We start from the raw sequence: 13,052 nt of genomic DNA on the forward strand, positions 1-13,052 counted from the left end.
TCACGTCTTGGCAATCTCCACTTGCCTCGCCGCTGTTCCGGCGGCGCATGCGCACTGCAACCGGCCAGTGCAGGTTCCGGTCTCAGCCACCGGCCACAGTGTGTTGATCAAAGGCAACAGCATCATCGGAATCTACCCGGACATGCTGCGCGCATTGGGCGCCAAGGAAAAATGCCGCTTCGTATTCACAGAGGTTCCACGAGCACGGCTGGAGAAGCTCTTTGAGACCGGCAAGGCCGACATGATTGTGGCCAGCACCCGCTCCGTGCGGCGTGATGAGTTCGGCATCTTCATTCCGATGGTACGCAGCCGTGCCACGCTCATCGCGCTGGACGACGCAGAACGGACACCCTTCAAAACCACCCAAGAATTGCTCGGGAGCAAGGACACCAGACTGGTCGTGGTGCGCGGCTATGACTACGGCAGCGCCTACTTCGCACTCATCGAAGCTATGGGCAAAGACAATCGTTTGCTCATGGAGTCAGATCCGAGCGCTGTAGCTCGGCTGATGAAGGCCCATCCAGGGAACGTCACCATCATGGTGCCCACGATTTTTTACACCGCCGTTCAAGAAGACCCTCGTCTGGTAGATCAACTCGACCGCTTGCGTGTAGAACCTCTAGATGACATTCCTTGGGGCGAGAGCGGCGTTTATCTCTCTAAGTCATCTCTGGAGCCGGCGCTGTTCCAATTCCTGCAGACTTCGCTGCTGCGTGCCGGCCAAAGCGCCACCGTTCACAAAGGTTTCTTGGCCCACTACCCGACTGCGCTGCTCAAGGACAGCATCAAGCCGCTCGGCAAAGGCCCATAAAAAAAGCCCCTGTGCAACACAGGGGCCTGAGCTCAAGCGCTAAGACTCAAGCTTTCTTCTTGCGCCGCGCTACGGCACCAATGGCCGCCAAGCCTGCCAACAGCATGGCATAGGTCTCTGGCTCAGGAACTGCAGCGGTGATGCTCATCAAGGTGTAGTCCGACTGGTTGGTTCCCTTGCCCAGACCTTTTTCGCCTGTGGCGGCACCGAAAGCAATACTCTTGACCAGTTTGTTGCCAAACGGGTTCAGGACAGACCAAGCACCTCCCATGCCGTAGGTCGCAGGGCTGAGGTTGTTCACGGTGACGCCGCCTGTACTCCAAGTCGCGGTGGTGTCCCCGCTCGCAATCAAGCTGAAAGACGCTTTGGAATTGTCAGCATAGACCACCGACACAATCGCCTTTTCTTTCACGTCGTCGTACTCTGGGCCATTGAACAGCAAGCCGAGGCTGAAGCTTTTGACCTGAACGGCTTGAGAGAAAGAACCTTTGATGACCTCGCCGATGTCGATTTCTCCCGGGGTGCGCTCACCACCCGATTTAGGCGACACGCCTACCCCTTGGTAACCGTCTTGGGGGTTCTTGAATGTGAATTTGCCGGGTGTGTATGTGGAATTTTTCTCTACCAAAGCAGAAAAATCTGCAGTCACGCCGCCCAGAAAACTGGTGTGGTAGCTGGATCCTGTACCAAAATTCACACCGTAAATAGTGTCAAACGTGTTGGGCTTGGACAGTACGGTGACCGACGTCGCCTGGGCCGTCAAACCGGAAAAAACCAACAGCGCCGCGGCGCAGGTTTTCAATGAAAAAAATGACATGAATCACTCCCGATAATTTGTAACTGGAAGATACAGGGGTTGCGCGACTCGTGCGATAGGCCGGTTGGACTAGGCAATGTGACTTTTTTCACCAAATCTGCAATAAATCACCGTTTTGCAAGCGGTAACCGCGCATCGCCATGGCGCGGGCTTCGGCTTCGTCGTGGGTGACCCAGAGGGTGGCCATGCGGTGTTCGGCAATGTGGGCTTTGAACTCTTCCCGGAGTTGGAGGCGCAAGTCCGCATCCAGGGCGGAAAACGGTTCATCCAACAGCAAGGCGCGCGGCCGGGTAATGAGGGCGCGGGCCAGCGCCACCCGTTGCTGCTCGCCGCCGGAGAGTTGCCAGACCTTGGAGCCGGCGTAAGCCGCCAACCCGAAGCGCGCGAGCATGGCGCTAGCCTGCTCGCGGGCGGCTTGCCGGGCTACGCCTTGCTCCACCAGACCAAAGGCCACGTTGTCCTGCACATGGAGATGTGGAAACAGGGCAAAGTCTTGAAACATCAGCGCGAACCCGCGCCGCTCGGGCGGGAGTTGCGAGATATCGGCCCCGTCCATGCACACCCGCCCTGCATCCGCGGGCTCAAGGCCGGCCGCAATGCGCAGCAAGGTGCTTTTCCCACTGCCGCTCGAACCCAACAAGGCCACGGTTTCCCCCGCTGCCACGGCCACCGACACATCGCGCAGCAAGGCTTTGGGGCTGCCGTGGAGCGGTGTCCATTGTTTAGAAATATTGCACAACTCAAGCACGGGAATCTTCCTCTCGGGCCGGCCACTCGATCAATAGAAACGCCAACAAAGCCAAGCCCATCAACACACAGGCCAGCACATGGGCCGCAGCCAGATTGGCGGCCCCCGGCTTACCCAGATGCTGGTACATCAGGGTGGTGAGTGTGACCCACTCGGGTCGCGATAAAAACAGACTCGCTGCAAACTCACCGACTGCCGTGGCTGCGGCAAACGCCATGCCCCGGCGCAGCGCGGGCGCCAGCAGAGGCAGGGTCACCCGCCAGAAACTCCGCCAAGGGCTGGCACCCAGGCTACGGGCAGCCTCCTGGTAGTGGGCAGGCAAACTGTCGAGCCGGGCCGCCACACTTTTGGCAACAAAAGGGTAGGCCAACAAGGCATACGCCCCCACCAATACCCAGAAGCTGCCACTGGCCTGCGGATAGAGCAATAGCAAGCCAAACGCCACCATGACCGGTGACACGATGAACGGCAAAAAAACCAGCGTGCGCAGCCACAACACCCGCTGCGCCGCCAGGGCATGGGCCACGCCCAAGCCAGTGGCCACCACCAATGCTGCGCACGAAAAGCGTGCCGTGTTGTAGAGGGCCAGCAAGGTGTCTTCTTCGCCGAGGACACGCCAGGCAGTCGCTCCTGAAACCATAGCGCCATGCGCAATAGCTACAAGGGGCGCAGCACAAATAAGCACCCAAACACAGGCTGTGAGCAACACAGCAGACCAGGCCCGCAGGCCCTGCACGGGCTTGCGCGGCACAGTGTCAGCGCGCGCCGGCGCTGCCATACGCCGCTCCACCGCAGCGTAGGCCCATGCCACTGTGCCGGTCAGCACCAACATCCACACCGAGAGCACCCCCGCCTGCCCCAACTGCAGCTCGTGGGCGACCAGGGTGTAGATTTCTACCTCCACCGTGGCGTAGTCCTGCCCGCCCAGCACCAGGGCCAGACCAAAGCCGGAAAAGCAGTACAAAAAAACCAGGCACAGGGCCGATGCCAACCATGGGGCAATAGCGGGCCACTCCACCCGCCAGAAGGCCCGCCAGGGCGTGGCCCCCAAACTGCGCGCGGCGGCAACCCGCGCAGCACTCACCTGGGAAAGGGCATCTACCGCAGCCCGCACCAACACGCAGAGGTTGAAAAAAAGATTGCCATACAGCAGCAGCCAAGGCGTGCCTTGCAAGTCCGGTCCACCCCACTGGGCCAACAAACCGCGTGGCCCCATGAGCGCCATTACCCCCATGGCGGCCACCAGTGTGGGCACCACAAAAGGCAGCATCAAGCTGCGCAACAGCAGCCCGCGCCCCGGAAACTCCAAGCGCGCCAGCACCCACGCCATGGGCAACCCCATGAGCAAGACCAGCGCGCAGGTGATGAAGGCCTGCGCCAACGACCACAGCAAACGCCCTCGCAGGTAGGCGTCTTGCCACGGTGCCCACGGATCAGCGCTCCCGCCTTCCATCAACAGGCGCACTGCGGGCGCGACCAGCATCACCAGCAAAAACAAAAGCGGCACCGCGCCCAGCGCCCAGCGCCCTCCCAAAAAGGAGCGTGACTGGGTACAACGCACGATGCCGAGCACCACCGACAAAGCTGCCGTTTACTTCAGTACCACCTTGGTCCAGCGGGCCACCCAGTCGGCGCCCTTGGCCGCGATGTCTGCTTCGCTCGGGGCGCTGAAGGCGGTCGGCTCGGGGGCGAAGCGGAAGGCGTCTACTTTGGCCACACCGGCCTCCGCGGGGTACATCCACATCTCGGTCTGCATGGCGGTTTGCACGGCGGCCGAGCGCATGAAGTCCACAAACTTTTCCGCTGCAGCGCGCTCTTTGCCGCCCTTGACCAAAGCCACGCCTTCCACTTGGCGGAACACTGCACCGGGAAGGCTCAGGGAGCCGGTGGGCGGCTCGCCCAGCTTGGTTTTGCTGTAGAAAACTTCGGCCGCAGGGCTGGTGGCGTAGCTGACCACGATGGGGTGCTTGCCGCCGTTCTGGCTGAACTCGGTGTAGTAGGCCTCGGTCCAGCCCTTGGCGACCTTCAGGCCGTTGGCGCGCAACTTGGCCCAGAAATCAAAGGCTTTTTCTTCGCCCATGGCGCCGATAGTGGAGAGCAAAAACGCATAGCCCGGGCTGCTAGTAGCGGGGTTTTGCACGACCAGTAATTTGGCATAGGCCGGCTGGGCCAAGTCTTCCAGTGTTTTAGGCAAGGCCAGGCCGCTCTTGGCGAACCAGGCTTTGTCGTAATTCAGGGTGACAAAACCGTAGTCCACCGGAACCAGCGGCGCCGGCAACTCAGCCACCGGTTTGCGACCGGCGGAGGCAGCGCTGCTGGTGTCGAGCACACCGGCTGCCAGCGCCTTGGGAGCGAGCGCGTTGTCGATACCGTAGACCACATCGGCAATCGGATCGGCTTTGGTCAGAATCAGCTTGTTGAGCATTTCACCGGCGTCGCCGCCTTTGGTGATGCGGAGTTTGACCCCGTTGTCCTTTTCAAACTGGGCCAGCAAAGGCTTGGGCACAGAAAACGAGCTGTGGGTGAGTACCCGCAAGTCGGCCGCGTGGGCGGCGCTCAGGCCGGCGGCCAGCAGGGCGGTGCCCAGATTGGTCTTGAGAAACGAAAAAATCCCGTGTGGCATGGTGCGCTTTCTTTCAATGCGCCGGCAAAGGTCGCATTCAAAAACCGGCACCCGCACAACGGGATCAGGCTTCTCACGCTTCCTACGCTGGCATAACCCAGATCAGGTACATGGGGTATTTCTCAGTCCTGTGACGGACACCCCCGGTGGAAGTGGTGATTGTAAAGGGCGCAGGCAACCGTGCACCGGCGCAAGCACAATCCCCCCATGCCCCAAACCACCCAACGCCCCACTGGGCCCCTGTGGCCCTTGCTCCGCAGCTTCTCGTGGCAGGAGCTGCGCCACCACCCGTGGCGCAATGCCGCGGCCGTGGTGTCGGTGATGCTGGGCGTGGCACTGGCGTTTTCGGTGCACCTGATCAACGCGTCGGCATTGGACGAGTTTTCGCAGGCCGTGCGCTCTGTGGGGGGGCAGCCGGACCTGGAGCTGCGCGCTGCCAACCCGCAAACCGGTGTGCCCCTGGCGCTGTGGGGCCGCTTGCTGCGTGACCCGGACATTGCGCTGGCCTCCCCGGTGCTGGAGCTCAGCACTTACGCCATCATCCCCAACTCGACGAGTGGCAAACCCCGCGTGTTGCTGCGTGTGGTGGGGGTAGACACCTTGCAGGTAGCAGCCGTGGCTCCGGACTTGCTGCCCCGGCCGCAGGCACCGGCCGGGCGCAATGACGCCCAAAGAGATGACTCCGCACCGGAGCGGCTCGCGTTTTTTGCTCCGGATGCAGTGTTCTTGAACCCCGCGGCGCAGCAACAACTCCCCGGTGACACCGTGCAACTGCAACTGGGCCTGCGGCTGCGCCCGGTGCGGGTGGCAGGCCAGGTGCAGGCCGGGGGTGGGCCGCTGGCGGTGATGGACATCGCCGCAGTCCAAGACCTGTTCGGGGTGGGCGAACGCATCAGCCGGGTGGACCTGCGGCTGCGCACCGGCGCCAACCGCCAAGCCGTGCAGCAGCGGCTGCAAGCTGCCGCCGACTGGCCTGCCGGGCTGAGCCTGCGGGAGCCCGGCGATGCGGTCAGCCGCATCAGCAACCTGTCGCGCGCCTACCGGGTCAATTTGACCGTGCTGGCGCTGGTGGCCTTGTTCACCGGGGGGTTCCTGGTGTATTCGGTGTTGGCGCTCAGCGTGAGCCGGCGGTCGCAGCAGTTTGCCCTGCTCGCAGTGCTCGGCCTGACCGGGAACCAGCGCTTACGCCTCGTGCTGGCCGAGGCTGCGGTGCTGGGCTTGGTGGGCAGTGCTCTGGGCTTGTTGCTGGGTACCGGCCTGGCAGCGCTGGCGCTGCGGCTACTGGGGGGCGACTTAGGTGGCGGCTATTTCAGCGGTGCCGCGCCGGCTCTGCAATGGAGCCCGCTCGCGGCACTGATTTTTGGTGGCTTGGGCACGGTCGCCGCTCTGTCGGGAGCCTGGGGACCCGCGCGTCTGGCCCGGCACCTGCCGCCCTCCCAAACCCTCAAAGGTCTGGGCCATGCCAGCGCCCGCAGCCACGCCGTGCGCTGGGGAGGTGTGTTGATGGTGTCCGGCGTCGGGCTGGCACTTTTGCCCCCTATTGCGGGGATGCCACTGGCGGCCTACTTCAGTGTGGCAGCGCTGTTGCTGGGCGGCATATTGGCCTTGCCGGCCCTGGTGGGCGGCGTGCTGAACCGGGTTGCACCGCATGTGGCAGACCATCTACTGCCCTTGCTGGCGGTGGAACGGGCCCGCCGCGTGCGGGAGAGCGCGGCAGTCGCCGTGAGTGGCGTGGTGGCGGCGCTGAGTCTGGCGGTGGCACTCACCGTCATGGTGGCCAGCTTCCGGGGCTCGGTCATGGATTGGCTGGACCAAGTTCTCCCTGCCGACTTGTACTTGCGCACCGCCGGGAGTGGCAGCGCCATGGAAACCGCCTTCCTGGACCCGGCCTTTGCCAGCCAGGCAGCCGCCCTTTCCGGGGTGGCACGGGCCACCACCCAGCGGACCTTGAGCCTGTCGCTCAGTGCCACCCTGCCCCCAGTGACCCTGATTGCGCGGCCACTGCGCGACACACCTGGCGGCAACCTGAACCTGCCCTTGGTGGGTGAGCTACGGGAGGTGCCAGCCGGTCACATCGGGGTGTATGTGAGCGAGGCCATGGTCGACCTGTATGGCGCGCGGGTCGGGGCTACTTTTCCGGCCTTGTCGCAGGTTTTTAGGTCAAATGAGCCTCTAGCCCAGGTAAAGTCTGCGCAAGCAGCTCCTTTTTTTATAGCAGGCGTGTGGCGCGACTATGCGCGCCAAACCGGTGCCATCACCCTCGACCAGGCAGATTTTGTGACCCTGAGCGGCGACACGCGTGTCAACGACATGGCATTCTGGCTCGAGGAAGGTGCCGACGCCACCCTCCTGCAAACCCGCATGCGCGCCGTGGCCGACCAGCTCGCCGGCACGCCCGGGGGCGAGGCTGGGGGACTACTTGAATTCGGCTCGGCACGTGAGATACGGGCCACCAGCCTGAGAATTTTTGACCGCAGCTTTGCGGTCACGTACTGGTTGCAGGCTGTGGCCATCGGGATCGGCCTGTTCGGGGTCGCGGCCAGCTTCAGTGCGCAGGTGCTGGCGCGGCGCAAAGAGTTCGGGCTGCTGGTGCACCTGGGGCTGACGCGACGGCAAATTCTGCGGGTGCTGGCCTTAGAAGGTGCGGCGTGGACCAGTTTGGGCGCACTGGCCGGTGTTGCGCTCGGGTTGGCGGTCGCGGTGGTGTTGGTGCATGTGGTCAACCCGCAAAGCTTCCACTGGACCATGGAGCTTGCCCTGCCATGGACCAGGCTGGCAGCGCTTGCCGCCGCCGTGGTGCTGGCAGGCACCGTGACCGCGTGGCTCGCAGGTCGGGCGGCCGCCGGGCGCGATGCCGTGATGGCGGTGAAGGAAGACTGGTAAGCCAGCCCCCTCAGGCCGCCGGGCTTACTTTTTAGCGCGGATTTTGGCCAACTCGGCCTGCGCTTCGTTCCACAAGTCCATACCGATATCCGCACCGATCGAGGCATACACACGGGTCAGCTTGTCGCGCATGCGGGCCGCTTCAGCCGGTGGCAGCTCGTTGATCTGCATGCCTTTGGCCTTGAGGTCGGCCAAGGCGCGGGCGGCCTCTTCGCGGGTGTCTTTGCGCTCAAAGTCGCGGCTCAGCTTGGCGGCGTCACTCAGGATTTTCTGCTCGTCTTTGGACAGTTGGTCCCACCACTTCTTGCTCACCAGCACGATCCAGGGCGCATACACGTGGTTGGTCACGGTGACGTATTTCTGGACTTCGTAAAACTTGCTCGACAAGATAGTGTTGAAGGGGTTCTCCTGACCATCGACCGTATTGGTTTCCAGCGCACTGAACAACTCCGAGAACGCCATAGGCACGGCATTGGCGCCCAGGGTCTTGAAGCTGTTGAGGTAGACATTGTTTTGCATCACGCGCAGCTTGATGCCTTCCATGTCTTCCACCTTGTTGATCGCGCGCTTGCTATTGGTCAGGTTGCGGAAACCGTTTTCCCAGTACACCAAGCCGACCAGCCCTTTTTCTTGCAGCTTGTTGCGGATTTTGTCGCCCACGGGGCCGTCGAGCATCGCGTCTGCTTCGCGGGTATTGCTGATCAGGAAAGGGGTATCCCAGAGGGCCATTTCTTTGGTGATGCCCACCAGGGTGGCGGTGGATCCGACCATCATTTCCTGGGCGCCACCGATCAGGGAGTTTTGCATCTGCACATCGGGGCCCAAGGCTGCGGCACCAATGGCGCGCACCTTCATTTTGCCGCCCGATGCTTTGTCAACGGCCTCGGCAAATACTTTGGCGGCCCGGCCCTGGTTGCTCTGTTCGTTGAGGCCGTAGCCGAAGCGGATCAGGCGGGGCTTGATATCTTGCGCCAGCGCTGGCAATGCAGCGCTGAACACGGCGGCTCCGGCCAGGGCCAGGACGGCGCGGCGGATGAGGGTGGAAGAAGCTTTCATGGTGTGTCTCCGGTTAAAGGCTTGTTGTTAAAAATGGGAAAGGTCGCAAGAAGGGCTCACCGCATCCACGCCACCGGCGCGGTCACGATCTGCGGAAACAGGACGAAGAGAAACAGAATCAGCGTGTAGGTGATGAGGAACGGGTTCACGCCCTTAATCACGCGGTGCAGCGGCAAGCGCCCCACGCCGGCCACCACGTTGAGCACGGTGCCGACGGGCGGCGTGATCAGGCCAATGGCGCCATTGAGCACAAACATCAGCCCGAAGTAGACCGGGTCGATGCCTGCCTTCACAGCAATAGGCAGCATCACCGGGGCAAAAATCAAAATAGTGGGGGTGAGGTCCAGCGCGGTACCTACCAGCACCAGGACCAGCATCATCACCAACATCAGCAGGCGGGGGCTCTCGACCAATGGCCCGAGCCATCCGGTCAGCACACTGGGCAAATCAGCCAGCGTGATCATGTAGCTGGCGACCTGAGCACCGGCACACAAGAACATGACGATGGCCGTGGTTTTGGCCGCGCGGACCAGCACCCCGTAGACCGCAGAGACGGGCATTTCACGGTGGATGAACAAGGCTACGACCAGCGCATAGAAGGCGGCAACCACTGCGGCCTCGGTGGGGGTGAACACCCCGGTTTTCATGCCGCCGATGATGATCACGGGCATCAACATGGCCCAGAAAGCCTTCACGGTGGCCTGCAGGCGATCCCGCATCGGCAGGGGTTGCCCCTCGGGCAAATCGAGGTTGCGCAACACCAGCTTCCAGGCCACGATCAGCCCGGCACCCATGATGAGGCCCGGCACGATGCCCGACAAAAACAAGGCCGAGATGGAGGTGTTGGTGGTGACGCCGTAAATCACAAACGGCATGCTGGGGGGAATGATGGGGGCAATAATGCCGCCCGACGCAATGAGCCCGGCCGAGGTGTGCATGGGGTAGCCCTGTTGGCGCATCATGGGCATGAGGATGGTGGCCAACGCGGCGGTATCTGCCAGCGCCGAGCCGCTCATGCTGGCCATGAGCACCGCCGCGCCAATGGCCACAAACCCGAGGCCCCCGCGAATGTGCCCGACCCAAGCCTGCGCCATGGTGATGATGCGGCGGCTGATACCACCAGAGTTCATCAACTCACCGGCCAGTATAAAAAATGGCACCGCCAGCAGGGGAAAGCTATCCACCCCCGCCACCAGGTTCTGGGCCAGTAACTGGGTGTCCCAGAAGTCCAGCACCCAGGCCATGCCGGCGCCGGTGAGCACCAATGCCAGGCCCATATTCATGCCAATGCCCATCAGGGTGAGCATTCCCACAGAAAAAACAATAAATGCCAAGGCTTCGTTACTCATGGCCTTACTCCACGTCTGCCGCGTGACCCAGGTCCAGCGGTGTGCGATGAATCAACTCCCACAACGCCATCGAACCGATGGACAAGGAGCACAAGAAAGCGGGCATGGGGAGCAAGGCGGTCGGGTAGCGCAAGACCACGGAGTAGCTGTCCAAGCCCACCACGATTTGTTGCCATGCGCCCCACGCCAACAGGCCGCAGGCCAGCAGCACCAGCAGGCGGATGAACGCGGTAGCCAGGCCCAGGCGCACCGGGTGGTCTTTCAAGAGGGCCACCACGCTGGTGAACGCCATGTGCTCGCCGGCAGGATAGGCCGCCGTTGCGCCAATGAACACCATCCAGACAAACAACAGCCTGGACAACTCCTCGCTGGCAGCCACGCCGCTACCGAAGCCATAGCGCAGCACCACGTTCACAAAAACAGAGATCGCCATGACCCCGAGGCAGGTGGCCATAAGGACTTGGGTCAGCCGTACAAAGGCGGAGGGGCGCACTGGGCGCGCGTCGTCGCGGGGCTGTGTCATGCCGGCTCCTTGGTCGAAGTGAGCCACGCACAGATGTCAGCTTGCAGCGCATCCAGCGACAGGGTGGCATCCTGGGTCAGGACGCCGGGCTCACCATCTGGCGACTCCAAGGTGGCAAATTGGTTGTCCACCAGCGAGGTGTTGAAAAAATGGTGGGCCGCCCGGGCCGTGACGCGGGCCTGGGCTTCGGCGGGGGAAATCTGCAAAAAGGCAAAGCGCAAGCCCGGGCTGGCTTGCCGCAACCGGTCGCGATAGCTGCGTTTGAGGGCACTGCAGGTCACCACACTGCCTTGGGGCAGCCCGGCAATCTGCAGTGCCAGGGTGGCGAGCCAACCTTGGCGGTCGGCATCGGTCAGCGCGACACCGGCTTGCATTTTCTGGCGGTTGGCTTCGCTGTGGTGGTCATCGCCCTCCACCAAGGCCCAGCCCATGGCACCGGCAACCCGGGCCCCGACACTGGACTTACCGCAACCGGCGACTCCCATGATGACAATTGAATTCATACAACTCTGTTGCTTGGATAGCGCTATCCAAACTTCTTAAAAAAATGGCCGCACAGAACAAATTTTTAGTTTCTGGCTGCGGCAACTAGCGATACGGGTTACTACCTTGCCCCCACATCGTCGGATAGCGCTATCCTATGAGAAGATTTCAATTCGCCATTCAGTAGTTTCCCCTAGCCCATGAACTCCCCTATCCGCCCCCGGGCCACCGGTCGTGTGACCTTGTCCGACGTGGCCAAATTAGCCGGTGTCAGTCCGATTACTGTGTCGCGGGCACTGCGCGGCGAGCGCGCTGTCGCGTCAGACCTTGTCGCCAAGGTGCGCGCAGCCGCGGACACGCTGGGCTACGTGCCCAACCCGGCTGCGCGGGCCCTGGCGTCCGGCCAGAGCAGCCATGTGGCGGTGTTGATTCCCATGTTGTCCAACGCCTTGTTTGTCGATTTGCTGGAGGCCCTGCAACACACCCTGCGCCAGTCGGGTTTTCAGACCCTGATCGGCATTACCCATTACGACGCCAGTGAAGAAGAAACGCTGCTGCGCGAACAGTTGCTGCACCGGCCGGCCGGCCTGATCGTGACCGGGCTGGAACGCCATGAGGCGACGCGCCAGTTGATCGCGCAGAGTGGCGTGCCCTGCGTGCACCTAATGACGACCGATGCCCCCTCCGGCGGGCACTGCGTGGGTTTCTCCCAGTTCGATGCCGGGCGCGATATGACCCGCCATCTGCTCGACCGGGGTTACCGGCGGATCGCGTTTGCCGCAGCTCAGCTGGACCCGCGCACCCTCCAGCGTCTGGCCGGTTGGCGCAGCGCACTGCAGGAACTGGGCATGTACGACGAGGTGCTGGAGTGGCTCCACCCTGCCCCCTCCTCCCTGGGGCTCGGCGCGCGCATGTTTGAGCAAATCATGGGGCAAACGCCCCCGGTAGACGCCATCTTTTTCTGTAACGATGACCTGGCACAGGGTGCGCTACTGGCGGCCATGCGCACCGGTGTAGCGGTGCCCCAGCGGGTGGCCATCGCAGGGTTTAACGACCTGACCGGGAGCGACCAGATGGTGCCGCCCCTGACCACCGTGCGCACGCCGCGTGCCGAAATCGGTCACGCTGCGGCCCGCATGCTGATCGGGCTCATGCAGGGAGAACCTTTGGAGAGCGATGCCATGGACCTCGGCTACACCCTCCAGGTGCGGCACAGCACCTGAGCGGCGTGTGCCGCAGCAGTGCTCAGGGGGCGTTGGATTCCAGGCCCTGCAGCACCTTGCCGCGCCCGGCAGTCAGGTAATCTGAATAGCCCGCAAGCCCCGCCAGCAAACGCACCAGCGACCGCGCTACAAGCGCCAGCCCGTGGCCCATGTCCCGGGCAGGCTCCGCCACCGTTGCCTGCCAACGGCTGGCCGTAGTGCACTCCGGCAGGGGCACCCATTGCAAGCGAATTCCATCCTGCCCGTGGTAGGGCCAGGCCTCCACCACCACTCGCTGCACCGCGCGTAGCCTGAGGTCGTGCCCCAAGGCCACGAAATGGTCACCGGCCTCAGCGACCGGCATATGCCGGGACACATCAAACGTGGCCCAGGCCCGGCCGCTTATCACCTGCAGTACGCCGGCAGTACGTGGTGTCATGGTGACAACGTGGCCCCGTAGCAAGGACCAGGACTGCAGGGGTGACGACGATGAAACAAGCTGACGGGACGGCATATAAAAACTCCAGTTTGTGGTGGTTGGGCCTTTGAATGATCCA

12 protein-coding genes and 1 riboswitch are annotated in these 13,052 nt (G+C 62.8%); of the genes, 3 read left to right on the forward strand and 9 right to left on the reverse strand.

From position 1 onward, the window contains the following. Positions 1–7: 7 nt before the first annotated feature. The gene (locus QZW03_RS02485) at positions 8–811 is read left to right on the forward strand and encodes a transporter substrate-binding domain-containing protein (RefSeq protein ID WP_296508004.1); all 804 of its coding nucleotides are present in this window, start codon (positions 8–10) and stop codon (positions 809–811) included. Between the two features lie 46 nt (positions 812–857). On the opposite strand, the gene QZW03_RS02490 is transcribed toward QZW03_RS02485, so the two are convergent. From QZW03_RS02490 to QZW03_RS02505, 4 genes are all read right to left on the reverse strand, one after another. Then, positions 858–1,628, reverse strand: coding sequence for a PEP-CTERM sorting domain-containing protein (locus tag QZW03_RS02490; protein ID WP_296508006.1), 771 nt, complete (start codon positions 1,626–1,628; stop codon positions 858–860). Between the two features lie 88 nt (positions 1,629–1,716). Continuing rightward, on the reverse strand, positions 1,717–2,376 hold the full coding sequence (locus QZW03_RS02495; protein ID WP_296508008.1) for an ABC transporter ATP-binding protein: 660 nt from the start codon (positions 2,374–2,376) through the stop codon (positions 1,717–1,719). Beyond that, positions 2,369–3,952, reverse strand: coding sequence for an iron ABC transporter permease (locus QZW03_RS02500; RefSeq protein WP_296508311.1), 1,584 nt, complete (start codon positions 3,950–3,952; stop codon positions 2,369–2,371). The genes QZW03_RS02495 and QZW03_RS02500 overlap by 8 nt, the downstream gene beginning before the upstream one ends. Positions 3,953–3,967: 15 nt before the next feature. After that, on the reverse strand, positions 3,968–4,999 hold the full coding sequence (locus tag QZW03_RS02505; RefSeq protein ID WP_296508010.1) for a thiamine ABC transporter substrate-binding protein: 1,032 nt from the start codon (positions 4,997–4,999) through the stop codon (positions 3,968–3,970). A gap of 61 nt (positions 5,000–5,060) precedes the next feature. After that, a riboswitch (TPP riboswitch) is annotated at positions 5,061–5,154 on the reverse strand. A 52-nt stretch (positions 5,155–5,206) separates the two neighbouring features. On the opposite strand from QZW03_RS02505, the gene QZW03_RS02510 reads away from it, so the two are divergent. Further along, complete coding sequence (locus tag QZW03_RS02510; RefSeq protein WP_296508012.1) at positions 5,207–7,882, forward strand: ABC transporter permease; 2,676 nt, start codon at positions 5,207–5,209, stop codon at positions 7,880–7,882. Between the two features lie 24 nt (positions 7,883–7,906). Here the strand turns inward: QZW03_RS02510 and QZW03_RS02515 are convergent, their stop codons facing one another. From QZW03_RS02515 to QZW03_RS02530, 4 genes are read right to left on the reverse strand one after another with little or no spacing between them, the layout of a single operon-like run. Next, complete coding sequence (locus QZW03_RS02515) at positions 7,907–8,938, reverse strand: TRAP transporter substrate-binding protein (RefSeq protein ID WP_296508015.1); 1,032 nt, start codon at positions 8,936–8,938, stop codon at positions 7,907–7,909. A 56-nt stretch (positions 8,939–8,994) separates the two neighbouring features. Next, positions 8,995–10,287: a TRAP transporter large permease subunit gene (locus QZW03_RS02520; protein ID WP_296508016.1), complete on the reverse strand. Its 1,293-nt coding sequence runs from the start codon at positions 10,285–10,287 to the stop codon at positions 8,995–8,997. 4 nt (positions 10,288–10,291) lie between these two features. Continuing rightward, positions 10,292–10,810, reverse strand: a complete 519-nt coding sequence (locus tag QZW03_RS02525) for a TRAP transporter small permease subunit (protein WP_296508018.1) — start codon at positions 10,808–10,810, stop codon at positions 10,292–10,294. Then, a complete protein-coding gene (locus QZW03_RS02530; protein WP_296508020.1) occupies positions 10,807–11,313 on the reverse strand; it encodes a gluconokinase in 507 nt (168 codons plus the stop codon). Before QZW03_RS02530 ends, QZW03_RS02525 begins: the two co-directional genes overlap by 4 nt. A 180-nt stretch (positions 11,314–11,493) precedes the next feature. Between QZW03_RS02530 and QZW03_RS02535 the strand changes: the two genes are divergently transcribed. After that, on the forward strand, positions 11,494–12,516 hold the full coding sequence (locus tag QZW03_RS02535; RefSeq protein ID WP_296508022.1) for a LacI family DNA-binding transcriptional regulator: 1,023 nt from the start codon (positions 11,494–11,496) through the stop codon (positions 12,514–12,516). A 22-nt stretch (positions 12,517–12,538) separates the two neighbouring features. Here the strand turns inward: QZW03_RS02535 and QZW03_RS02540 are convergent, their stop codons facing one another. After that, on the reverse strand, positions 12,539–13,009 hold the full coding sequence (locus QZW03_RS02540) for a DUF2917 domain-containing protein (RefSeq protein ID WP_296508024.1): 471 nt from the start codon (positions 13,007–13,009) through the stop codon (positions 12,539–12,541). Between the last annotated feature and the right edge of the window lie 43 nt (positions 13,010–13,052).

The organism is Rhodoferax sp. (assembly GCF_013297935.1).
Taxonomy (GTDB): Bacteria; Pseudomonadota; Gammaproteobacteria; order Burkholderiales; family Burkholderiaceae_C; genus Allorhodoferax.